This window comes from Neisseria perflava (assembly GCF_002863305.2).
Classification (GTDB): domain Bacteria; phylum Pseudomonadota; class Gammaproteobacteria; order Burkholderiales; family Neisseriaceae; genus Neisseria; species Neisseria perflava_A.
This window is the reverse complement of sequence record NZ_CP136962.1, coordinates 2,273,926-2,297,955: the sequence shown is the minus strand read 5'-3', so window position 1 is coordinate 2,297,955 and position 24,030 is coordinate 2,273,926. Positions and strand designations below refer to the sequence as shown.

General features: G+C 51.2%; 24 protein-coding genes and 1 other RNA gene. 18 read left to right on the top strand and 7 right to left on the bottom strand.

Features of this window, described 5'->3' with window-relative positions:
• The first annotated feature begins 92 nt into the window (after positions 1-92).
• The 14 genes from CYJ98_RS10850 to murU all read left to right on the top strand — a co-directional run bounded on the left by CYJ98_RS10850 (position 93) and on the right by murU (position 11,676).
• Positions 93-1,994, top strand: coding sequence for a polysaccharide biosynthesis protein (locus CYJ98_RS10850; RefSeq protein ID WP_101756155.1), 1,902 nt, complete (start codon positions 93-95; stop codon positions 1,992-1,994).
• A gap of 43 nt (positions 1,995-2,037) precedes the next feature.
• Complete coding sequence (locus CYJ98_RS10845; protein WP_004520876.1) at positions 2,038-3,165, top strand: polysaccharide export protein; 1,128 nt, start codon at positions 2,038-2,040, stop codon at positions 3,163-3,165.
• Between the two features lie 169 nt (positions 3,166-3,334).
• A complete protein-coding gene (locus tag CYJ98_RS10840; protein ID WP_004520878.1) occupies positions 3,335-3,784 on the top strand; it encodes a low molecular weight protein-tyrosine-phosphatase in 450 nt (149 codons plus the stop codon).
• Between the two features lie 26 nt (positions 3,785-3,810).
• A complete protein-coding gene (locus tag CYJ98_RS10835) occupies positions 3,811-5,970 on the top strand; it encodes a polysaccharide biosynthesis tyrosine autokinase (RefSeq protein ID WP_101756156.1) in 2,160 nt (719 codons plus the stop codon).
• A 135-nt stretch (positions 5,971-6,105) separates the two neighbouring features.
• Complete coding sequence (locus tag CYJ98_RS10830; protein WP_004520880.1) at positions 6,106-7,095, top strand: NAD(P)H-dependent glycerol-3-phosphate dehydrogenase; 990 nt, start codon at positions 6,106-6,108, stop codon at positions 7,093-7,095.
• A 74-nt stretch (positions 7,096-7,169) separates the two neighbouring features.
• Entirely contained in the window at positions 7,170-7,493 is a 324-nt protein-coding gene (locus CYJ98_RS10825) for a hypothetical protein (protein ID WP_036494022.1), read from the top strand.
• Positions 7,494-7,504: 11 nt separating this feature from the next.
• The gene (locus CYJ98_RS10820; protein ID WP_003681511.1) at positions 7,505-7,807 is read left to right on the top strand and encodes a cell division protein ZapA; all 303 of its coding nucleotides are present in this window, start codon (positions 7,505-7,507) and stop codon (positions 7,805-7,807) included.
• Positions 7,808-7,814: 7 nt separating this feature from the next.
• Positions 7,815-7,995, top strand: a non-coding RNA gene (gene ssrS / locus CYJ98_RS10815) — 6S RNA.
• Positions 7,996-8,174: 179 nt separating this feature from the next.
• Complete coding sequence (gene rplM / locus CYJ98_RS10810; protein ID WP_003684605.1) at positions 8,175-8,606, top strand: 50S ribosomal protein L13; 432 nt, start codon at positions 8,175-8,177, stop codon at positions 8,604-8,606.
• Positions 8,607-8,618: 12 nt separating this feature from the next.
• Positions 8,619-9,011, top strand: a complete 393-nt coding sequence (gene rpsI, locus CYJ98_RS10805; protein ID WP_003681515.1) for a 30S ribosomal protein S9 — start codon at positions 8,619-8,621, stop codon at positions 9,009-9,011.
• Positions 9,012-9,098: 87 nt separating this feature from the next.
• Complete coding sequence (locus CYJ98_RS10800) at positions 9,099-9,605, top strand: protein disulfide oxidoreductase (RefSeq protein WP_101756219.1); 507 nt, start codon at positions 9,099-9,101, stop codon at positions 9,603-9,605.
• A gap of 339 nt (positions 9,606-9,944) precedes the next feature.
• The gene (hpaR, locus tag CYJ98_RS10795; RefSeq protein ID WP_004520883.1) at positions 9,945-10,382 is read left to right on the top strand and encodes a homoprotocatechuate degradation operon regulator HpaR; all 438 of its coding nucleotides are present in this window, start codon (positions 9,945-9,947) and stop codon (positions 10,380-10,382) included.
• 10 nt (positions 10,383-10,392) lie between these two features.
• Entirely contained in the window at positions 10,393-10,893 is a 501-nt protein-coding gene (gene hpaC / locus CYJ98_RS10790) for a 4-hydroxyphenylacetate 3-monooxygenase, reductase component (protein ID WP_101756158.1), read from the top strand.
• 87 nt (positions 10,894-10,980) lie between these two features.
• Complete coding sequence (gene murU / locus CYJ98_RS10785; protein ID WP_101756159.1) at positions 10,981-11,676, top strand: N-acetylmuramate alpha-1-phosphate uridylyltransferase MurU; 696 nt, start codon at positions 10,981-10,983, stop codon at positions 11,674-11,676.
• A 94-nt stretch (positions 11,677-11,770) separates the two neighbouring features.
• On the opposite strand, the gene rarD is transcribed toward murU, so the two are convergent.
• On the bottom strand, positions 11,771-12,673 hold the full coding sequence (gene rarD, locus CYJ98_RS10780; RefSeq protein WP_101756160.1) for an EamA family transporter RarD: 903 nt from the start codon (positions 12,671-12,673) through the stop codon (positions 11,771-11,773).
• Positions 12,674-12,723: 50 nt separating this feature from the next.
• Between rarD and CYJ98_RS10775 the strand changes: the two genes are divergently transcribed.
• On the top strand, positions 12,724-12,846 hold the full coding sequence (locus CYJ98_RS10775) for a hypothetical protein (protein WP_283126988.1): 123 nt from the start codon (positions 12,724-12,726) through the stop codon (positions 12,844-12,846).
• A gap of 4 nt (positions 12,847-12,850) precedes the next feature.
• Here CYJ98_RS10775 and tsaD read toward each other — a convergent pair whose 3' ends face one another.
• The 4 genes from tsaD to CYJ98_RS10755 form a co-directional block, all read right to left on the bottom strand.
• Positions 12,851-13,921, bottom strand: a complete 1,071-nt coding sequence (gene tsaD, locus CYJ98_RS10770; RefSeq protein WP_101756161.1) for a tRNA (adenosine(37)-N6)-threonylcarbamoyltransferase complex transferase subunit TsaD — start codon at positions 13,919-13,921, stop codon at positions 12,851-12,853.
• A 99-nt stretch (positions 13,922-14,020) separates the two neighbouring features.
• Positions 14,021-15,208 (bottom strand): c-type cytochrome biogenesis protein CcsB, encoded by a 1,188-nt coding sequence (gene ccsB, locus CYJ98_RS10765; protein ID WP_101756162.1) that lies wholly within the window; start codon positions 15,206-15,208, stop codon positions 14,021-14,023.
• Positions 15,201-17,153, bottom strand: a complete 1,953-nt coding sequence (locus tag CYJ98_RS10760; protein WP_167382876.1) for a cytochrome c biogenesis protein ResB — start codon at positions 17,151-17,153, stop codon at positions 15,201-15,203. Before CYJ98_RS10760 ends, ccsB begins: the two co-directional genes overlap by 8 nt.
• A gap of 267 nt (positions 17,154-17,420) precedes the next feature.
• Positions 17,421-18,044 (bottom strand): c-type cytochrome, encoded by a 624-nt coding sequence (locus CYJ98_RS10755; protein ID WP_101756164.1) that lies wholly within the window; start codon positions 18,042-18,044, stop codon positions 17,421-17,423.
• Between the two features lie 215 nt (positions 18,045-18,259).
• Between CYJ98_RS10755 and yihA the strand changes: the two genes are divergently transcribed.
• Positions 18,260-18,901 carry a ribosome biogenesis GTP-binding protein YihA/YsxC gene (gene yihA, locus CYJ98_RS10750; RefSeq protein WP_101756165.1) on the top strand — a complete coding sequence of 214 codons (642 nt, stop codon included), beginning with the start codon at positions 18,260-18,262 and terminating at the stop codon, positions 18,899-18,901.
• A 344-nt stretch (positions 18,902-19,245) separates the two neighbouring features.
• The gene (locus CYJ98_RS10745) at positions 19,246-19,707 is read left to right on the top strand and encodes a PepSY domain-containing protein (protein WP_224783388.1); all 462 of its coding nucleotides are present in this window, start codon (positions 19,246-19,248) and stop codon (positions 19,705-19,707) included.
• Positions 19,708-19,811: 104 nt separating this feature from the next.
• Here CYJ98_RS10745 and CYJ98_RS10740 read toward each other — a convergent pair whose 3' ends face one another.
• Positions 19,812-20,030 carry a hypothetical protein gene (locus CYJ98_RS10740; protein WP_049328316.1) on the bottom strand — a complete coding sequence of 73 codons (219 nt, stop codon included), beginning with the start codon at positions 20,028-20,030 and terminating at the stop codon, positions 19,812-19,814.
• Positions 20,008-20,241 (bottom strand): RNA-binding S4 domain-containing protein, encoded by a 234-nt coding sequence (locus CYJ98_RS10735; RefSeq protein ID WP_101756166.1) that lies wholly within the window; start codon positions 20,239-20,241, stop codon positions 20,008-20,010. Before CYJ98_RS10735 ends, CYJ98_RS10740 begins: the two co-directional genes overlap by 23 nt.
• A 165-nt stretch (positions 20,242-20,406) precedes the next feature.
• Between CYJ98_RS10735 and dnaE the strand changes: the two genes are divergently transcribed.
• The gene (gene dnaE, locus CYJ98_RS10730) at positions 20,407-23,841 is read left to right on the top strand and encodes a DNA polymerase III subunit alpha (protein ID WP_101756167.1); all 3,435 of its coding nucleotides are present in this window, start codon (positions 20,407-20,409) and stop codon (positions 23,839-23,841) included.
• The last annotated feature ends 189 nt before the right edge of the window (positions 23,842-24,030 follow it).

Sequence of the window (24,030 nt, the reverse complement as noted above, 5' to 3'; positions counted from 1 at the left end):
TGCAACTTCAGGCCGTCTGAAAAAATAAAACAGCCTGCTTCAAACAATCCGTACCAAGCCACATTACAACACTCAGACACAAGAAATATAAAATGAACTTGGAAACCCTGCTGGCTCTGCCGCGCAACCTTAAAAAAACCTTCTTCGTCATCCACGACATCTTGATGATATTCGTGGCGTTTTGGTTTGCCCAAAGCCTCAAAGTGCAATATTCCGACGAATGGTTGAGTATCGCCAACTGGCTGGCTTTCGGCAGCACCGCTGTGCTGACCATCATCCTTTTCATCCGTATCGGCCTCTATCGCGCCGTCACGCGCTTCGTCAGCATCCGCGTCCTGACTGCCGCCGCATTCGGCAGCATTATTTCAGCGGTCTTGTTCTGCCTGACCACCCTGATTTTTGAACAAAAACTACACCTTGCCCTGCCCATCGTCTATTTCTTAGTTCTGGTGGTCGGCGTAACCAGCTCGCGCATGATCCTGCGTGCGATTCTGACCGACCATCACCGCAAACAGATGACCCCTGTCATCATCTACGGCGCAGGCCAATCAGGCCGCCAGTTGTTGGAAGCCATCAAACAGGTTAACGAATATTCGGCCATTGCCTTTGTCGATGACAACCCGAAAATCCAACGTACCGTCATCTATGACCTTGTCGTCTACAACCCCAACGAAATCCCGATGCTGATCAGCCGTTACGGCGTCCGCAAAATTCTGCTGGCGATTCCAAGTTCTACGCCTGAAGAACGCAAAGACATCATCCGCCGCCTCGAAGCATACAAATGCGAAGTCTTGACCATTCCGGGCATGAAGGATTTGGTGGACGGCAAAATCAACGTCAGCTCATTGAAAAAAATCTCTGTGGTCGATTTGCTCGGCCGTGCCCCTGTGGCACCTCGCCCTGAATTGATGCGCGCCGACATCAGCGACAAAGTCGTGATGGTAACCGGCGCAGGCGGCTCTATCGGCTCCGAACTTTGCCGTCAAATTCTCAATTGCCGGCCGACCAAACTGCTGTTGTTTGAATTGTCCGAATTCGCCCTGTACAGCATAGACAAAGAGTTGCGCGAAACCCAAGCCGCGCAAGGCAGCCAAGTTGAAGTCGTACCGCTTTTGGGTTCGGTTCAAAACAAAGAACGCCTTAGCAGCATCATGAAGGCCTATCACGTCGACACCGTTTATCATGCCGCAGCCTACAAACACGTTCCAATGGTAGAGTTCAACACCATCGAAGGCATTCAAAACAACGTGTTCGGCACACTCTGCTGTGCGCAGGCTGCCGTAGATGCAGGCGTTTCCACCTTTGTTTTGATTTCCACCGACAAAGCCGTCCGTCCGACCAACACCATGGGCGCCAGCAAACGCATGGCCGAACTCTGCCTGCAAGCCCTTGCCGCCGAGCCGGAACAAAAAACACGCTTCTGCATGGTGCGTTTCGGCAATGTATTGGGTTCGTCCGGTTCCGTTGTTCCTGTATTTGAAAAACAAATTGCCGAAGGCGGCCCGATTACCCTGACTCACCAAGACATTACCCGCTACTTCATGACCATTCCCGAAGCGGCGCAATTGGTTATCCAAGCCGGCGCAATGGGTAAAGGCGGCGACGTATTCGTCCTCGACATGGGTGAATCCGTCAAAATCATCGACCTTGCCCGTCAAATGATTGTCCTCAGCGGCCTCAAAGTGAAAGACGAACAACACCCCCACGGCGACATCGAAATCAAGATTACCGGCCTGCGCCCGGGCGAGAAACTTTATGAAGAACTGCTCATCGGCGACGAGGTGCAAAAAACCACTCATCCCCGTATTATGACCGCCAGTGAAGTAATGCTTCCATGGACGCAATTATCTGACATACTGTCGGAACTCGAAACCGCTTGTTTCCAAAGCGACCAAAACAGCCTGCGCCAGCTTCTGTTGCGCGCACCGACAGGCTTCGTACCTAAAGACGGTATCTGCGACTTGGTTTGGCAACAAAACAACAAGGCCGTCTGAACATTTTCAGACGGCCCGGACACCATACTGCAAGGACTACTACATGAAAAAAACACTCTCCCTGCTTACTCTATTCGCACTGACTGCCTGCAACAGCACAACAGTCATTCCTGGTTCAACCATCAAAACCCGAACCAAAACCATTGTTTACACCGACACCGACACCGCAGCCGATACCAACCTCGACAGCCGCGTTGCCGTTTACCCCATCACGCCCAACCTGATTGAAAAAATGCGTACGCCACCCGTACTTTCCCAAGCCAACCAAGGCTTGGAGCAAAGCAAAAGCGCTTACCGCTACCGCATCGGCAGCGGCGACGTCCTCAATATCATGGTTTGGGCGCACTCCGACCTCAATTCCCCCATCCAGCAAAGCAACCCGCAAACCAACCAAGTCAGCCGCGGCGCCTGGGTGGATGAGGGCGGTTATATTACTTACCCGTTAGCAGGCAAAATTCAAGCCAAAGGCAAAACTTTGGACGAATTGCAAAATACCCTGACCAACCTTCTGAAACGCTACATCAAAAATCCTCAAGTAGCCATCAACGTTACCGAATTCCGTTCGCAACGCATTTCAGTATCCGGTGCCATCAGCCAAGCAGGTCAGCTGCCGATTACCAATATCCCGATGACCATTTTGGATGCCATCAACCAAGCAGGCGGCGTCACCCAAAGTGCCGACACCCAACACATCAAATGGACGCACAACGGCGTCGACCGCACCATTTCCCTACAAGACATGTTGCAATACGGTGATATGTCGCAAAACCACCTCCTCAGCCATGGTGACATCGTTTATGTTCCTAACAGCAGCAACAACAAAATCTACATCATGGGTGAAGTCGGCAAACAAGCCACCCTGCCGATCGGCAATCACGGCCTCAACCTGACCCAAGCGCTCGGCGAAGTGGGCGGCATGAACCAAGCCTATGCGGATGCAACCGGCGTATTCGTGATCCGCCGCGCACCTGAAGATGCGGCCAGACCTATCCACATCTACCAGCTCAACCTAAAAGATGCGACTTCTTACGCACTGGGCAGCGAATTCAAATTGCGCTCCGAAGACACCGTTTACGTTACCGCCGCCCCAGTTACCCGTTGGAACCGCGTAATGTCACAAATTACCAACTCCATCAGCAACGTCAATACCCTCGACAATACGTTTAAATAAGCAGTGGTTCCTGCTGTCAGACCCTGTTTGACAGCAGGATACAAAATCACGCACAATCCAACCAAATTACATAAACGGCATATAAAAGCCGTACACACCGCACAAACGGAAAAGCAGTACCTTATAGTCTGACTCACGCTTTTTTCAGACCATAAACCGAAACAATATCATGTACCACAACATACTCATCGTCTGCCTAGGCAACATCTGCCGCTCCCCCACCGCAGAGCGGATTATGCAGAAAAAACTACCCGGCCACCGCATCAGCAGCGCTGGCATAAAAGCACTGGCAGGTAAGGATGCCGATTTCCAAGCCATCAAAACCGCACTCAAACACGGCGTTATCGTTGCAGGCCATACGGCACGCCAACTGACTGCCCAAATGTGCGAACAGGCCGATTTGATTCTCGTCATGGAGCCCTGTCAAATTGACATGGTGGCCGACATCCATCCGCCGGCACGCAGCAAAACCATGCTGTTTGCCCAATGGTTGCCTAAAAAAACCGTACCTGACCCATACAAACAAAGCAGTGAAATGTTTGAAGCCGTTTTTGAACAGCTCAATGCTGCCGCAGACACTTGGAAAACCAAACTAAACGGAAAAACTCAACCGGTATAAAACCGGCATGAACAAGAAAGCAAGCAATGAAAAAAACGACCTACACACCTTACAGCGCAGACAACGACGAAATCGACTTCGGCCAACAGCTGCGAGTAATTTGGACAAATAAATACAAAATCCTCGCCGCCCTGCTTGCAGGCGGCATTCTTGGAGCAGCCTTCAGCCTGGCATCCACTCCGCAATACCGTGCCGATGCCATGCTGGAAATTGAAACGCGACAAAACCAAATCCTGACTGAAATCAACAGTATCTTCAACAACCAAACCACGCCGTCTGAAGCAGAAGTCGAGCTGGTTCAATCACGCTTGGTGCTGGGTAAAACCGTTGACGACCTTCAGCTTGACCAAGAAATCAAAGCCAAATACACACCCGTTATCGGCAGCCTAATGCACAACATCAGCGGCGACCCCGATCCCAAACTGACCGTCGGCAACTTTACCGTACAAGACGAATGGTTCAACAAAACCTTCACACTGACCGCCAAGAGCAACAAAGCCTATACCCTTACCCTGCCTGACAAACGCGTTGTCGAAGGCAAGGTCGGCGTGCCTCTGAAAATCAACAATCAAACCACCCTCAAAATCGATCAAATCCTGGCTAATCCGGGTCAAGAATTTGCGTTAACCAAGTTCTCCCGCATCAGCGCCATCGAAAACATCCAAAACAAACTGGCTGTTATCAGCAAAGGTAAAACCAGCCCCATCATTAACCTTACCTTTACCGGCACCGACCCTAAACGTACCAGCGTCATCCTCAACAGCATTGCCGACAACTACGTTGCGCAAAACCGCGAACGCGACGTCCAAGTCGCATCCAGCGGTTTGGCCTTCATCAGCGAAGAATTGCCACGCTTGAAAGAAACCTTGCAAGACGCTGAAAACAAACTCAATGCCTACCGCCAACAATCAGGCTCTCTCGACATTCCGCTCGAGTCCAAAGGCGCATTGGAAAGCCTGACCGGCATCGAAACCCAAATTACCCTGCTCAAAACCGAAGAAGCAGGTTTGGCCGAGCTGTACACGCCGGAACACCCTTCCTATAAAGCCGTATTGGACAAACTTGCCGTCCTCGAGCGCGCTAAAAACAAAATCAACCAACAAATCGCCGAGTTGCCGAATACCCAACAAGAAGTCATCCGCCTGACCCGCGACGTAGAAACCAACCAAGCAACCTACGTCCAACTGTTGAGCAAACAACAAGAACTCAACATCATGAAAGCCAGTGCGCAAGGTAATGTCCGCATCGTCGATTATGCCTATGTCCCTGAAAACCCCGTTGCACCGCGCAAAGCCGTCATCACACTTCTGAGCGCACTTGCCACAGGTTCATTAACCTCTTTGTGGCTGATAATTCGCAACCGCATGAAAAACGGCATTACTTCATCCGAAGAAATCGAAAACCTCAATTTGGAAGTCGTCGCTCTTGTTCCGCACTCCAAAACCCAGCAAAAACGCGACTTCTTCAAAAGCAAATTCAAGAAAACCGGCGGCCGTTCCAACTATCTGCTGGCCAGCGAAGACCGCGCCGACACGGCCGTCGAAGCCATCCGCGCCCTGCGCACCAATATCTACTTCTCCATGCTGGACGCGCCTAACAACGTCCTCATGATTACCGGTGCCGCGCCTGAAGCAGGTAAATCCTTTATCTCCGCAAACCTCGCCACCGTAATGGCGCAGTCAGGCAAACGCGTTCTGCTTATCGATACCGATATGCGCAAAGGCTACCTCGACCGACTCTTCGGCCTTACCCCCGAGTTCGGCTTGTCTGACATCCTTAACGGCAAAGCGGCTCCGGCCAAAGCCGTACAAGAGACCGGCATTGAAAACCTTCATCTCATCAGCAGCGGCAGCTATCCTAGCAATCCGTCCGAGCTTTTGATGGACAACCGTTTCAACGAGTTGCTCACCCACGCGCGCCAACGCTACGATTACGTCATCTTGGACACGCCGCCCGTATTAGCCGTTACCGACGCCGTCATCATCGGCCAATATGCCGGCACCGTCCTGATGATCAGCCGTTATGCGCACACGCGTGCACGAGAGCTTGAGGCCAGCGTCGAGCGCCTCAAACAAAACCACATCAACATCAAAGGTGTCGTCCTCAACGGTATGAAGCGCGAAGCCAACAACAGCTACGACTACTACGCCTACGATGCCTACCATTCCGGTAACAATAAATCATAAACCGAAGCAGGCCGTCTGAACTTTCAGACGGCCTAAGGCTTTTTAAACGGCACAAAATATTTTTCACAAACGCCGCCCTTGCACCCCAAAGCCGTTTGTTTTAAAGTAAGCCCCGTTCCCATATGGAAGAGAAACATGAAAATTACCGTCATCGGCGCAGGTTCGTGGGGTACAGCTCTCGCGTTGCACTTTGCGCACCACAACAATGAAGTTGCCCTTTGGACACGCAATCCCGACCAAATCCGCACCCTGCAAGCAGATCGCGAAAACAAACGCGGCCTGCCCGGCTTCCCTTTCCCTGAGTCCCTGACCGTTCACGCCGATTTGGGCGAAGCGCTGAAAGACAGCCAACTTGCCCTGATCGTTACCTCCGTAGCCGGCCTCAGAAGCAGCGCCGAGCTGCTCAAACAGCATAACGCTGCCGATATTCCCGTTCTCGCCGCCTGCAAAGGTTTTGAACAAGATACCGGCCTTTTGACTTTCCAAGTACTGAAAGAAGTCCTGCCTAACAATAAAAAAATCGGCGTTCTCTCAGGTCCGAGCTTTGCCCAAGAACTTGCAGCACAACTGCCTTGCGCCGTCGTGTTTGCTTCCGAAAACAAAGACTGGGTGGAAGAAACTACTGCCCAACTGAACACCAATGTAATGCGCCTGTACGGTAGCACCGACGTCATCGGTGTCGCAGTGGGCGGTGCCGTTAAAAACGTCATGGCAATTGCCACCGGCCTTTCAGACGGCCTCGAATACGGCCTCAATGCACGTGCAGCCTTAGTAACCCGCGGCCTTGCCGAAATCACCCGCCTTGCCATCGCCATGGGCGCACAACCCAAAACCATGATGGGTTTGGCAGGCATCGGTGACCTTATCCTGACCTGTACCGGCGCACTCTCGCGCAACCGCCGCGTCGGCCTCGGCCTCGCAGAAGGCAAAGAGTTGCATCAAGTGCTTGTCGAAATCGGCCACGTTTCCGAAGGTGTCAGCACCATTGAAGAAGTCTTCAACACCGCCGCCAAATACCAAATCGATATGCCCATCACTCAAACCCTGCTGCAACTCATCCGCAAAGAAATGACACCGCAGCAAGTCGTTGAACGCCTGATGGAACGAAGCGCTCGCTTCGAATAAACGGTCGCGCCGTCTGCCATTCAGACGGTCTGACGCACAATATGGCAGCCATAAGGCCGTCTGAAGGGAAACACATGAACCAATCACTAAACAACCTGGAAATCAACGTTTACCAACTTGTCCAAAAATTTGAAACGCTGGTTTCAGAAAACCGCCGTCTCAACGAAGAAATCGACAGACTCAAACTCGAGCAAGAGCAACAAAAACGCCAACACGACGCGGCCATTGACGAACTCAGCGAAGCCTTGCTGGTTCAAGTCGGCAAACTCAAAGAAGACCTGCAAAGCAAAATTGACAACCTGACTGCCGAAAAAGAAAACTACCGCAACGCGCTGGCCCAAAGTGCAGACCAAATCCGCAGCCTCATTGCCCGATTGCCCCAAGAAACACAACAATAAAAGGACGCCCCGTGAGTATCGAACAAGTCAATCTCGACATCATGAATGTCAACTTCACCATCAACACGCCGAGTGAAGAAAAAGCCACCCTGCTACAAGCCGTTGAAATGCTCAACAAAAAAAGCGACGCGATTAAAGAAAGCGGCCGCATCGTCGGCACGGACAAAATCGTCGTCATGGCAGCCCTCAACGTCGTACACGACCTCTTGAAAACCACCCTCAACGACGATTTGGCAATCGGTGAATTTGAGCGTAAAATAACCGACATGAACAACGCGTGCCAAAAAGCACTGGCGCGCTTGGAGCAAAACTAATTTCCCCTTTTCCCTGCGGTGTTCGCGAAGGCATATATTCCTTTGAACCAATACGTTCGCTTTAGGTTGCCGGGAGCTGTAGTGGGCGCGAGTGTCCGTTTATCGGACGCACCCGAAACTACCCGAGGTGACCGCCTTGTCAGCAAGGTTCAAGCGGATTCAGCCTAAACGGCACTCGTGGGGATTCCCTAAAAAAAGCCATACCGACAGGTGTGGCTTTTCCCTTTCTAAGTAAAGACTTTCGTAAAGATTTCCGGCCGTCTGAAAAAACCGCATATTCATGCATCAAACACACTCAATTAAGATTGACAAAAACCAATCTCCTCTTTAAAATCCATAACTTTCTATATATATCTGGATTCCAACCATGAAAACCTTCTCTGCAAAACCCCACGAGGTGAAGCGCGAATGGTTCGTCATTGACGCAGAAGACAAAGTTCTGGGTCGTGTCGCAGCCGAAGTCGCACACCGTCTGCGCGGCAAACACAAACCCGAATACACCCCTCACGTTGATACTGGCGACTACATCATCGTCATCAACGCAGACAAACTGCGCGTGACTGGTGCTAAATTCGAAGACAAAAAATACTTCCGTCACTCTGGTTTCCCAGGCGGCATCTACGAGCGTACTTTCCGCGAAATGCAAGAGCAATTCCCAGGCCGCGCTTTGGAACAAGCCGTAAAAGGCATGTTGCCTAAAGGTCCTCTGGGCTACGCCATGATCAAAAAACTGAAAGTGTACGCCGGCGCCGAACACGGCCACGCTGCACAACAACCTAAAGTTTTGGAACTGAAATAATAAGGACACGACATGAACGGTAAATACTACTACGGCACAGGCCGCCGCAAAAGTTCAGTGGCTCGTGTATTCTTGACTAAAGGTACCGGCCAAATCATCGTAAACGGCCGCCCCGTTGACGAATTCTTCGCACGTGAAACCAGCCGCATGGTTGTACGTCAACCTCTGGTTCTGACTGAAAATGCCGAATCTTTCGACATCAAAGTTAACGTAACCGGTGGCGGCGAAACCGGTCAATCCGGCGCTATCCGTCACGGTATCACCCGCGCCCTGATCGACTTCGATGCAGCCCTGAAACCAGCCCTGTCTCAAGCAGGCTTCGTTACTCGCGATGCTCGTGAAGTTGAACGTAAAAAACCAGGTTTGCGCAAAGCACGTCGCGCAAAACAATTCTCCAAACGTTAATACGTTTCTAGGATCGAATCAAAAGCCTTGCTCTGCAAGGCTTTTTTCATTTATAAAACGATAATCCAATATCCCCCGCAATATATGATGAAAACTCTGCTCCACTACGCCAAATCATTGCTTCAGGCTGTGATTATCTTCATCTTCTTATCCATGATTGTCGACTGGGTGCGCAAGCCTGACCAACCCTTGCAGTCGGCAGCACAAACCATCACTTTAACCGATGGACAAACCACTTCCCTCCAATCCTTCAGCCAAAATCGGGTTGCCGTCGTTTATTTTTGGGGCAGCTGGTGTCGTATTTGTTCATACACATCATCAACCATAGAAAAACTACACCAAGACGATATCCCAACACTGGGCATAGCCTTGCGCTCCGGAAGCGACGCGGACATTGCCCACCATATGCAACAAAACAATCTATCCTTTCCAAACTTCAATGATTCAGACGGCCTGATGGCTCAAAAATGGAATATAGCCGTCACACCGACCATTATCATATTAAAAGATGGCAAAATGATTCATCACACATCCGGGCTTTCTAGCTACATCGGCTTAAAAATCAGAATTTACTTAGCAGACATCTTCGGCTAAATTCATTGAAAATCCACCAAAAATAGAAAATCCAAAGAATCATCTTCGCCGAATATTTTTATCCTATTCCACTTCATAAATAAATAAACTATCTCTTTCCCGATAACATATGATTTTGTTGAGATTATAAAGAAAATAGACTAAGATATAACCATAAGAACAATTGGAAACATTATTATCAAAACAAACTGTTAGAGATCTTCATCTAATATTGTGGCAGTGATGCTTTTGTTCCCATGACCCGGCTGCCGACGGCAGCCTTAAAACAGCAATATTCGCCTTTATCAATCTACCTCACGCTTCAACGGTTTGATTTTTGATAACACCGGAGACTTAGTAATGCCCAACCAATCTAAACATGCATCTATCAATATCGGTCTGATTCAGGCACGGGAAGCATTGATGACCCAATTCCGCCCTATTCTGAACCAAGCCAATATTACTGACCAGCAATGGCGTATCATCCGGCTCTTAGCGGAAAACGGCACTCTCGACTTCCAAGACTTGGCTAATCAGGCCTGCATCCTCCGTCCCAGCCTGACCGGCATTCTGACCCGCTTGGAAAAAGCAGGTTTGGCCGTGCGCCTGAAGCCTTCCAACGACCAACGCCGCGTTTATCTGAAACTGACGCCCGAAGGCGAGAAACTCTATGAGTCCACCGGCGCATTGGTTGACGAGCGCTATGACGCAATTGAAAAAGTCCTTACCAAAGAAAAAATGGCACAACTCAAAGAACTCTTGGCAGAGCTGGCAAAAATCGAACAGGCATTAAAATAAAGCGAGCCGGATGACAGATTCAACACACACACTCAAGAGACCATTTCGAGATGCCATGGCCTCCTGTGCCGCCGGTGTGCACGTTATCACGACAGACGGCGAAGCGGGACGCTATGGCATTACTATGACTGCCGTAACTGCCGTTACCGACGAACCGCCGACAGTCATGCTGTGCATCAACCGCCAATCCGCCATTATTCCCATCCTGCAAGGTAACCGTGATCTGTGTATCAACACACTCAACGACAGCCAGCAGGATGTCGCCGAACACTTTGCCGGACTGACCGACCTCTCGCCCGAAGAACGCTTTGAATACCATATTTGGCATAGAGGACAAACCGGACAGCTAGAAGTCGAAGGCGCGCTGGCGCACCTGCACGGCAGCATTGTCGATCAACGCGAAATCGGCACGCATTACGTCTTTTTCGTTCAGATCAACGAAATCCGCAATACCGATACGCAAGCGCCGGCATTGCTGTATTTCCGTAGGCAATTCAAATCTTTGGCATAAATAAAGGTCTCATGCCGTCTGAAACATCGGTTTCATTTTTTCAGACGGCCTGAGACCTTTTCTGTTTCACACATTATAGGCACCCCCATGAAAGCAATGATACTGGCCGCCGGTCGCGGCGAACGCATGCGCCCCCTGACCGACCACACGCCCAAACCCTTACTCGAAGTAGCAGGCACGCCGCTTATCGGCTGGCACTTACGCCGCCTGCGGAAGGCCGGCTTTACTGAAATCGTCATCAACCATGCCTGGCTTGGCCAGCAAATCGAAGACACCTTGAAAGACGGTTCAGCCTACGGCGTACACATTGCCTATTCTCCCGAGCGCGCCGGAGGCCTGGAAACTGCCGGAGGCATTGCCACCGCCCTGCCGCTTTTGGGCAACGAGCCGTTTTTGGTCGTCAATGGCGACGTGTTGACCGACATTGATTTCCAAGCTGCACGACTGGCTGCCCAGCGCATGCAGGAACACAACTTTCTCGCCCATTTGTGGCTGGTGGACAATCCACCCCATCATCCCGAAGGCGACTTCGGCCTGCTTTCAGACGGCCTGGTATCCGCATCATCCTCAGACGGCCAGGCCCTGACTTTCAGCGGCGTGGGCGTTTATCATCCCGCGCTTTTCAAAGATACCCCGGCGCACCAGGCTGCCAAACTTGCCCCTCTGTTGCGTCAGGCCATGAGTCAAAGCCAAATCAGCGGCGAACACCACAACGGCCTTTGGTTGGACGTCGGCACAGTCGAACGCCTGCAAGAAGCTGACCGTATCGCCCAAAGCTGGTAAAACAAAAGGGACGTATCGGATACGTCCCTTTTAATATTCAAGGCCGTCTGAAAATATTGATCAACCCATTTTTCAGACGGCCTTAATCCATCAATCAAGCTTTAGCCAATTTCTTTTCTTTCTTCATTCCCAACAAGCCATTGACAATCATCACGCACAAACCCGACCAAATCAGGCCATAGCCGATCAATGCGCCTTTTTGCACCGGCTCGCCCAGCCATACAATCGACACAATAAAAAGCAATACAGGCTCCAAATAGCTCAACATGCCGAACACCGCCACCGGCAGCAACTGATTTGCCTTCAAATTCAAATGCATAGATATTGCACTATTAAAACCCAGCAACACAATAAAGAAAATTAAAACTGGTTTGGCCGCAATCATCGCCGGCGTATCCGTTGCAAATATAATATACGCCAATGCAAACGGCGTAATCATCATTAAATCAAAGGTCAGACCGATTAAAGAAGGCACGCCCAGTTTTCGGCGCAGCAGATAATAAAACGGATAAGTACCGAACACCCATACCGTCGTCCACGAAAACGCGCCCGACCGCACCAATTCACATGCCACGCCTGCACACGCCAAGATTACCGCCACCCTCTGCAACCGGTTCAAACGCTCTTTAAACCAAATCCGTCCACCCAGCATCATCGCCAAAGGAAACAGGAAATAACCCATGGCGATGTTTACCCCTTCCCCGTTGACCGGCCCCCAGACAAACAGCCACAACTGGCTGGCAAATATCGGCGTCGGCAATACAATCAGCAGCCATCGTTTCCAATCCCGGCCGACGCCATAAGCAAAACGCGTTGCCGCCTGCCAACCGTTGACCATCGTCATCAGCACGCACAAAGCCGACAGCATGGCGACCATGCGCCAGGCAAACACCTCCGTCCCCGTCATCGGCCGCATCCACATACCGTACAGAAACAGCATGGAAAACAACAAATTGGACGCTATCGCAGCCAGCAAACCTTTGGATAAATTCGTCATTTCAGACGGCCTTTTGCAATCAATCAACGTTAATATTGTAGAAAAAACGGATGAAAAAATTACTCATCTTTTTGAATGAAGTTTTACCGCAAACATCCGTTTCATTAAACGGCCGTCTGAAAACCCTGTCTTCGGGTTTTCAGACGGCCTTTCATTGCATCGAAGCAGTCTAATGCATCAACCCTGCTTCACAATATCCGACAGCGGCCAGCGCGGCTTGACATTGAATGCACCGACAGCCTGACGCTCGGCAAGTCGCATCGCGCCGGCAAAGGCAATCATTGCGCCGTTATCAGTGCAATATGCCATCGGTGGGAAATAGACGTTGATTTTTTCTTCCTGCGGTTTGGATTTGCCTTTTTCAGACGGCATTTTGACGGTTAAGCGCGAAAATTCATCACGCAGTTTCCAGTTTGCACCCACGCCGCCGGCAACCACCAAAGTTCTGAAGCCGGTATCCAACAACGCTTTTTTGGCTTTGGCCGCCAATACGTCAACCACCGCATCTTGGAAAGAGCGGCAAATATCGTTGCGCGTCTGTTCGGGAATTTCATCGCTGCCGGTTTCGGCGCGGACTTTTTCGACATCTGTCAAAACGGCGGTTTTCAAACCGGAAAAGCTCATCTGCAAATCGTGCGAATGGAGCATGGGGCGTGGGAATGTGAAAGCATCAGGCGTGCCGAGTTTGGCCAGCTCGGATAATTTGGCACCGCCGGGGTAAGGCAGGCCCAAAAGCTTGGCCGTTTTATCAAACGCTTCGCCTGCCGCATCATCCACACTTTCACCCAGCAAGGTGTAATCGCCGATACCGCGTACAGCCATAAATTGCGTATGTCCGCCCGACACCAGCAAAGCGACAAATGGAAATTCAGGCTTGTCGTCTGCCAACAAGGGAGAGAGCAAATGGCCTTCAAGATGGTGAACGGGGATAACGGGCTTGCCGATGGCAAATGCCAAGGCGTTGGCAAAGCCTGAACCGGCCAGTAATGCGCCGCCCAAACCCGGGCCTTGCGTAAAGGCAACCGCGTCAATGTCGGCATAGCCTACGCCTGCTTCCTTCAAGCAACCTTGCGTCAACGGCACGACACGGCGGATATGGTCGCGGCTGGCCAACTCGGGGACAACGCCGCCGTATTCGGCGTGCATCGCCATTTGTGTGTGCAAATGATGCGCCAACAGGCCGCGCTCGGTATCGTAGAGCGCAACGCCGGTTTCGTCGCAAGATGATTCAATTCCTAATACCAACATGGTTTGAGGCCGTCTGAAAAAATGATTAAAAACGATTAAGACGGCGTTTTCCCCGAAAACGGAAAAAGGCCGTCTGAAATAAAGTGCGGGATAAGCTGCTTACAAAGTGCCGTAAGAGTGCAGGCCGCTCAAGAACATATTCACGCCGATAAAGGCAAAGGCGGTAATGATCAAGCCGATGACCGCCCACCAAGCCAACACTTTGCCGCGCCAGCCTGCCACCAGCCGCAAATGCAACCAGATAGCGTAATTCAGCCAAACGATGAATGCCCAAGTTTCTTTCGGGTCCCAGCTCCAATAGCGGCCCCACGCATCGGCTGCCCACAATGCGCCGAGAATGGTGGCAATTGTGAAGAACAGGAAACCGACGGCAATCGCTTTGTACATGACTTCTTCAATGACTTGCGAGTGCGGCAGCCATGATTTTTTGCCCGCATCTTCTTTTCGGAGTGCCAGCAGTTCGGCAATACCCAGCATGGCGGCAATACAGAATGCACCGTAGCCGATAAAGTTGGCCGGAACGTGGATTTTCATCCACCAAGACTGCAAAGCCGGAATCAGCGGCTGAATGGCATGAGCCTCGCGTGAAACGCTGTACCACAAGACAAATCCGACCACAATCGCCATAAAGCTGAAGACAAAGCCACCCAGTTTTTGTACGGCAAAACGGCCTTCGTAATAGAGGTACATCAGCGCCGTAATGACCAAGAACAAGATGAATACTTCGTAAAGGTTGGAGACCGGAATATGGCCGGCATCGGGACGCAGCAGATAGCTTTCATGCCAACGCACCAGCAAACCGACAAAGCCCGCCATCGCGGAAACCCACGCAAACACGGTACCCATGCCCAAAAGCGTATTGGACGGCACATTCTTGCGCACCGCTGCCATCGCGCCGACGATATAGGCAAACAAGGCAAAGAACACAAACGCGCATTGCCACATAATCGCCGACTGGCTGCTTAACAGGTATTTGAGCAGGAAGCCGTCTGCGCGTTTGATGTCGCCGCCATACAAATCAACGGCCAAATACGCCAAGCATACGCCCACAGGGATAAACCAGCGCATCGGTTTGAAAAACCAACCTAGAAAAACAGCAATACCGGCACTCGCCCACAAAATCACCATTTCGTAGATGTCCATGTGCAAACCGGCCTGGGTTTGGGCAATAAACGCGCCGACTGCAATCAGCAGCGCGAATGCCCAGTCGAAGAGGTTGAGGTTTCGGATAAATGATTTGTGTGTCAGAAGCTCATGCTCGGGCAAGGCCTGATGTTTGTTATTCATGGTTCAAATCCTTGGCAAGCTGCTGCAATTGCCGTGTGTGTTGCGGAAATTCTTTCTGCAAGTCGCGTTCGTTGCGGCTGGAAGACATGGCAAAACGGATACGGCCGTCTGAAAACAGCAGCCAAGCACGTTTTTCACGGATATAGAACATAAACACCGTGCCCAACACCAGCAATACCGAACCCAGATATACCAAGAATGCGCCCGGCGAACGGGTCATCTGCAATCCGGAAGAGCGCACTTCGGAATAGCCGTCCAATTGCAGCAACATCGGCGCAGGATACTCGGTCAAACCGGTGTACGCGTCCATTGCATGCAGCAGGAAGCGGTTGCGTTTTTCATCTTGCGGCCAAGCCGGCAGGTTGTATGTACTGATCGTGTCTTCCAAAGCGGCATTCATCACGCCATAGAGCATCTCGTAGAAATAGCCCTGCATTTTTTCCTGCTGATCTTTCGGAATATTGGTGGTAACAAATTCGTCCAAAGCCAAATAGCCGCCTTTGGCAAAAATCGACAAGGTATTTTCCGCCGCCGCCATGAATTGCTCACGGATTTCGGCAGGCGCGTCTTTAACGGCATTGGCAACGGTTTTACGGCGTGCCGTATCGTTTTTCAGATATTGGCGCAAAGCCATAAAGGTGTCGATTTGGCCGTTTTTATCCATCGGAATGCGCAACCAACGGTATTGCTGCGCCAAGCCGCTGCGCGTGCCGGTAATGAAGAAATAGTCTTCATCTTGTTTCAGCGGCAACATATAGTTTTTATATTCGACCGCCTGCCCTGCTTTGTCGCGGATGCGGTAAACGATAGACGGACCGATATTGGTGTATTTTTTGCCTTCTTGACGGACGGAGCGAACATCATTGATGGCGGATTTCAGATTTTGCTCTTTTTCAGACGGCTCGCTCATGTCTTCGACGTTCATCGAAGTAAACTGGTCGAATTCCAGTTTATAAGAAGCCTTGTCCAAATCCAGCGGAAACTCGCGCATGGAAGTCGCTTTGAGTTTGACCGGAGTGCGGTCGGCATCGGCCAGATTCCACGCTTTAAACGTCAAGTCCGAGCCGCCGTCGGCGAAACTTGCCTGATAAACCGTAATACCATGCAGCGTCAAAGGATGGTTGACGCGGATGGTGTGTTCGCTGACTTTGCCGGTCGCCTTGTCCGTGACTTCCAAGTCGCTGGCGAAATCGCGCGGCATACCGGTATCGTAAAAGTCGATATGGAATTTCTTTAATTTGACCGAAAACGGCAAATCTTGCACCAGCATGCCGTTATCCGCATTCAGAAACACTACGTCCGCGCTCTGCCCTTCCGAAATATTGACATTGCCCCTAAACGACAAATTGGATGCGCCCAACACGCTTTCGGGCTTAAAGTCTTTGGCGTAAACCGCCGTATTGTCCGGCACGACTTGGCCGGTGAGCATGCCGATTTTCAGCAGGATATTGCTGTCTATCAAACCGCCCAAACAAATTACAATCAGCGCGGCATGGGCAAAGATATAGCCCCATTTGTTCATCGCACCTTTTTTCGCCGCCACCAAAACCGAACCGTCTTCACGCGTAACGGTTTTGCAGCCATAGCCCTGCACTTCCAAATAACGTTGCGCAACTTCGGGCGTTACCTGTCCGTCTAAAACGATGGAATGGCGCATTGCCGCCAGTGATTTTTCCTTCGCGTTTTCACGGAAGGAACGAATCTCGCGCAAAAACGGCGGAACATTGCGAATCAGGCACAATCCGGTGGAAATCACCAAAAACATCATGATGACAACGAACCACGCCGAGGCATACACGTCGTACAGGCCCAAAAAGCCGAAAATCTGCGACCAAAACGGGCCGAATTTCACCAAATAATCGACTTGTGGCTGATTTTGTTGCAAGACCGTACCGATAATCGAAGCCACGCCCAACAGGCTAAGCAGGGCAACGGCAAAGCGCATGGAGCTGAAAAAGGCAAACCATGGTCTACGGATAAGTGGGACGGATGATGAAGATTTACTCATGTCTCAAATGTCGGCTTGGGGCAACCCGATCGGTAGAACGGACTGCAATGACGTGTGATGCGAAAGGAAGAATACTGCATATTGTAGTAAAAATCTTTCTGTCGCTATTTGAAAAAAACAATCAGGCTTATCGGCCTATATTGGCTAAGGCCGTCTGAAGGGTTTTCAGACGGCCTGTATCAATAAGCTCGTTTCAAAACGAAATTAGTGCAAACCTTGGATGAAGTTGGCTACTGCGTTCAACTCTTCTTCGCTCAGACGGTTGGCAATATCGGCCATGATGGCGTTTTTGCGTTGGCCGGATTGGTAAGCTTTCATTTGCTCGACAACGTAAGCTTTGTGTTGGCCGCCCAGACGAGGATAGGCTTGGATTTCAGTACCGCCGCCAGGGATACCTGCGCCGCTAGGACCGTGGCAAGACATACATGCCGGCAGTTTTTTAGCGCTCAGGCCGCCGCGATAGATTTTCGCGCCCAGCTCTGGGTTTTCTTTAGGATTGGCTTCGCCCGGTTTGCCTTGTTGTTTAGCGTAGTAGGCGGCAGCGTCGCGGATGTCTTGTTCGGACAAGTTCATCACCATCGGTTTCATCACGCCGGCAGCACCGTGGGTACGGGTACCGTCTTTGATGGCCATGGTTTGACCGTAGGTGTAGGCCGCAGCCTGACCTGCCAGTTTAGGATAAGTTGCGATACCGCTGTTACCATCGGCTGCGTGACACGCCGCACAGATAGTAGTCGCTACCTGTTTGCCTTTTTCAGCATCTGCTTTAGGGGAAGCGGAAACCGCACCGGCAGCCAATACCAAGGCCAATAAAGTCAATCGTTTCATGGAGTGCTCCTGATTACAGCATTGCGTACCGCGTCAATGCCTTTTTTATACTCAAATACCGGGGAATTTTCCCGATTAAAACCGATAATTCTATAAACGTGCTATTCTATACCAAGTTTACATTAAATTACTACTCAAATTACCAAACTGCTGCAACATAAATGCCCGATACAAATTATGATGTTGCAGTTTTGTTTCCATGTAAGGAAATACTGATGAACCTTTTTCAAAACGCCAAATTCTTTACGACGGTCAACCATCTGAAAGACCTGCCCGACACGCCGGCCGAGATTGCCTTTGTCGGCCGAAGCAATGCCGGCAAATCCAGCGCCATCAATACTTTAACCAATCATGTGCGCCTTGCCTACGTTTCCAAAACACCGGGCCGCACCCAACACATTAATTTCTTTGAACTGGAAAACGGCAATTTCATGGTCGACTTGCCCGGCTACGGCTACGCGCAAGTACCGGAGGCCATCCGTGCGCACTGGGTCAAACTCTTGGGCGACTACCTGCAACAACGCCGCCAACTGATCGGCCTGATTTTGATTATGGACTCGCGCCATCCGCTCAAAGCTTTAGACATTCAAATGCTGGACTTTTTCCACATCACCGGCCGTCCTGTGCATATCCTGCTGTCAAAAGCAGACAAGCTGTCTAAAAACGACCAGATTAAAACTTTAGCGACGGTAAAAAAATCACTCAAGCCCTACACCGAACGTCAAAAAATCAGCGTTCAACTGTTCTCCAGCCTGAAAAAGCAAGGTATGGACGAAGTCAATCAAGTGGTCGGCTCATGGTTTGACGCGCATCGCGAAGAAATCGAGAATTTTGCAGGAGAAACATCGCCTGAATGATTGTAAAACAAGGAGGAATAAGATAAGTTGACCAACCGCAAATCTTATTCCGTCATTTGGTTTCTCAACATCGCGTTTACCATTTAATTCGGGGCATGTCTCACACATGCCCTTTTTTTCATCACGCTTTTTTGTTTTCACACGCAAACCACAATCTCCACCAAATATACCATCACAATATATCAGCAAGACCGTCTGAAAGCGCGGCTTCAATCTCCATTATTATTAAAGTGTTAATTTTAGTATTGCAACTAATTACACATCTTAGCATTTTGCTCATATTCAGCTAATTGTTGAGGCATAGAATGCATTCATCGTTCAACAACACAGTAGGAAAGAAAATCATGAAACGCATTAATGCTTTTATTTCAAAAAAACTCATCATTGCCGGTATTATTGCTTCAAGTTTGGGCGTTGCCGGTGCTGCGGGTGCCGTGGCTTTTAAAGAAGGCATGTTTGCGCAGGTTTCCGGTCAGCAAGCGGCAGCAACGGCAGTGGCGCAAGTTGGCGGCGTGGCCAAAGATGTTGATTATAAATACAAACAGCATTTGGGTGGCCGTTATAAGGTGGAAATTTTAAAAGACGGGGTCGAATATGAGGCTCTGGTTGATGCTCAAAGCGGCAAAGTATTGGCGGTAGCGCAAGATAACGATCAAGACAAACGACACTTTGATAAGTATGATAAGCATCATAAACATGACAATGCTGAGCCCTCTTCATCGCAAAATACAGATTATCAGGCTCCTGCCGATGCTGCACCTGGCACACCTGAAAATGCAACCGCTTCCGAGGTAACAAAATCTTAATTTATTTAAACTTTAAAAAAGCCAATGCCGTCTGAAACTTTCAGACGACATTGGCTTTAATGCAGCATTGTTTGAAACACAGCTCCTATCAAGCCCAATCGTTTTCAGACGGCCTTTGCCTCATCTTCGCCATCAGTCCAACCCGCTTCTTTCAATTTCCGCTGTTGCGCGTCATAACGTGCTTTTTCCGCCCAATACATTGTCTGGATACAAGCATCGCCGCATTCGCTGCCACAACATTCCCACGACTCGGGGCGGACGGGTTCGTCTAAAAGCGATTCGCCCAAGATGGCTTCGGCTTTATTCTTCAGGGTCGTATCCATCGGCAATTTCCAAGCGTGCGCCGTCAAACTCAATTACTTCGCCGCCGCGTATTTTGGCGGTTTTACGGGTTTCGGTTTTGCCGTTGCGCAACACCAGCCCTTCGGCGATAAACGCTTTTGCCTGTCCGCCGCTTTCGGCAAGACCGGCCAATTTCAATAAGTCGCACAACGCGATGTATTCGTTGTCTTCAAGATAGACAGTTGCTTCCATCATTTAATCCTTTTCAATAATGGCGATATTTTAACATGGCCGTCTGAAAGAAAGCCCCCTTCTGTTTGATTTGCTTTATCCAACCCCATTACATTTGGTTTTCAGACGGCCTTTAGCTGCCAACCCTGCTACAATACGCCTTTTATTGTTCACGCCGATTTTGCCATGACCGAGCCGACCTACATCCCCCTGCGCCTGCATACCGAATTTTCGATTACCGACGGTATGGTGCGGATTAAAAAACTGATTGCCAAAGCACAGGAATACGGTTTGCCTGCTTTGGGCATCAGCGATTTGATGAACGAATTCGGCTTGGTGAAATTCTATAAAGCCTGCCGCGGTGCAGGGATTAAGCCCATCGGCGCGGCGGATGTGTGGATAGGCAATCCGAATGCGCCTGACAAGCCGTTTCGCTCCATGCTGATTATCCGCAACGATGCGGGCTATCTGCGCTTGAGCGAGCTTTTGACGGAGGCTTATGTCGGCAAAGACCGCAATATCCATCATGCGGAACTCAACCCCGAATGGCTGGAAAATGGCGACAACAGCGGCTTGATTTGTTTGAGCGGCGCGCATTACGGCGAAGTGGGCGTGAATCTCTTAAACGGCAATGAAGACGCGGCACGTGCGGCGGCGTTGAAATATGCGGCGTGGTTTCCCGATGCGTTTTATTTAGAACTGCAACGCCTGCCCGAACGCCCTGAATGGGAGGCTTGCGTTTCCGGCAGCGTGAAGCTGGCGGAGGAGTTGGGTTTGCCGGTGGTGGCGACGCATCCGACGCAGTTTATGAGCCGCGACGATTTCAACGCGCACGAGGCGCGGGTGTGCATCGCAGGCGGCTGGGTGCTGACGGACAAAAAACGTCCGCGCGATTTTACGCCGAGCCAGTTTTTTCTTCCGCCGGAAACCATGGCCGAACGTTTCGCCGATTTGCCCGAAGCCCTCGAAAACACGGTAGAAATCGCCAAACGCTGCAACCTGCACATCACATTGGGTCAAAACTTCCTGCCGCTCTTCCCTACTCCGGACGGCCTGTCGCTGGACGATTATTTGGTGAAGCTGTCCAACGAGGGCTTGCAGGAACGCATGATTCAGCTTTATCCCGACGAGGCGGAACGGGCGGCGAAAATGCCTGAATATCAGGAACGTTTGGATTTTGAGTTGAACATCATTATCCAGATGAAATTCCCCGGCTATTTCCTTATCGTACAAGACTTTATCAACTGGGCGAAAACGCACGGCTGTCCGGTAGGGCCGGGCCGTGGTTCGGGCGCTGGCTCGCTGGTGGCGTATTCGCTGAAGATTACCGACCTTGATCCGCTCAAATACGCGCTGCTGTTCGAGCGTTTCTTGAACCCTGAACGCGTTTCCATGCCTGACTTTGACGTCGACTTCTGTCAGGCAAACCGCGGCCGCGTGATTGAATATGTGCGCGAGAAATACGGCGCGGATGCGGTAAGCCAGATTGTCACCTTCGGCACAATGTCGTCCAAAGCGGTGATTCGTGACGTCGGACGCGTGCTGGAACTGCCGTTTATGCTGTGCGACAAACTGTCCAAGCTGATTCCGTTGGAAGCCAACAAACCCCTGAGTTTGGAAAAAGCCATGGAGGCCGAGCCGCAGATTCAGGAATTGATTGAAGCAGAAGAAGCGGACGAACTCATTACGCTGGCGAAAAAGCTGGAAGACCTGACGCGCGGTCTGGGTATGCACGCGGGCGGCGTGTTGATTGCGCCGGGTAAGATTTCCGATTACAGCCCTGTGTATCAGGCAGACGAATCCGCCTCGCCCGTATCCATGTACGACAAAGGAGACGTGGAAGACGTGGGTTTGGTGAAGTTCGACTTTTTGGGTCTCCGCAACTTGACCATTATCGAAATGGCGCAGAACAACATCAAAAACACCACCGGCGATATCGTCGATGTCGGCAAGATTCCGCTTGACGACCAAGCCGCCTACCAAATCTTCCGCGATGCGAACACCACCGCCGTATTCCAGTTCGAGTCGACCGGCATGAAAAAAATGCTGAAAACGGCGCACACCACCAAGTTTGAAGAACTCATCGCCTTCGTATCACTCTACCGTCCCGGTCCGATGGACAACATTCCCGACTTTGTCGCGCGCATGAAGGGTCAGGAATTCCAATATATCCACCCGCTGCTCGAAGGCATCCTCGCGCCGACCTACGGGATTATGGTGTATCAGGAACAAGTGATGCAGGCGGCGCAGATTATCGGCGGTTACTCGCTCGGTGGTGCGGACTTGCTGCGCCGTGCCATGGGTAAGAAAAAGCCCGAAGAAATGGTGAAACACCGCGAAATTTTCGCCGAAGGCGCGGCAAAACAAGGCATTTCGCGCGAAAAATCCGACGAAATCTTCAACTACATGGAAAAATTCGCCGGCTACGGTTTCAACAAATCCCACGCCGCCGCCTACGCCCTGATTTCCTACCAGACCGCATGGCTCAAAGCGCACTACCCCGCCGAATTTATGGCGGCAACCATGTCGTCTGAATTGGACAACACCGACCAGCTCAAGCATTTCTACGACGACTGCCGCGCCAACGGCATCGAGTTCCTGCCGCCCGACATCAACGAATCCGACTACCGCTTCACGCCGTATCCGAACATGAAAATCCGCTACGCACTCGGCGCGATTAAAGGCACGGGCGAAGCCGCCGTCGAATCCATCATCGCCGCGCGGCAAAGCGGCGGCAAGTTTACCGGCCTCTTGGACTTCTGCGAGCGCGTCGGCAAAGAGCACATGAACCGCCGCACCCTCGAAGCCCTAATACGTGGCGGCGCGTTCGACAGCATCGAACCCAACCGCGCCATGCTCTTGGCAAACATCGACCTCGCCATGAACAACGCCGACCAAAAAGCCGCCAACGCCAATCAGGGCGGGCTGTTTGACATGATGGAAGACGCCATCGAACCGGTGCAGCTCATCGACGTGCCCATGTGGAGCGAATCGGAAAAACTCGCCGAAGAGAAAACCGTCATCGGCTTTTACCTGTCCGGCCACCCCTTCGGCCCGTATGCCCAAGAAGTCCGCCAAATCGCCCCGACCAAATTGGGCCGTCTGAAACCGCAAGACAGCGTGCGCCTCGCCGGATTCGTGACCGCCGTGCGCACCATGATGGGCAAGCGCGGCAAAATCGCCTTCGTCAGCCTTGAAGATTTGAGCGGGCAGATTGAAATCATGGTCAGCGGCCACACGCTGGAAAACTGCGCCGACTACCTCAAGTCCGACCAAGTGCTGATTATCGAATCCAAAGTCAGCCGCGACGACTACGGCGGCGGCGACGGGCTGCGCATCATGGCCAACCAAGTCATGACCCTGCAAATGGCGCGTGAACGCTACGCCCGCAGCCTCAGCCTCGCCCTCGCCCCCGGCCACGACATCACGCGCCTCGCCGCCATCCTCACCGCCCACCGTCTGCCCGATACGGCGCACATCCCGCTGCAACTGTCGTACAGCAACGGCAAAGCATCGGGCAGGTTTCAAGTGCCGCCGAAATGGATGGTTACGCCGAGCTCCGCGTTATTCGACGAACTGGAAAAACTGCTTGGCAGCAGGGCAGTTCGAGTGAATTGGTAAGGCGCAGAGGTCGTCTGAAACGGCGACGGAAAGCTGCTGTTTAAACTGCATCGCCATAAGATGCAAAGCTGTACCTTTATTTTCAGACGACGTTTGATAAACCATTCAAAGACGTCGTCTGAAAACGCAAAACAAAACCACATTACAACCAAATCATCACTCACCACATCATGAACACATACCAAGAAG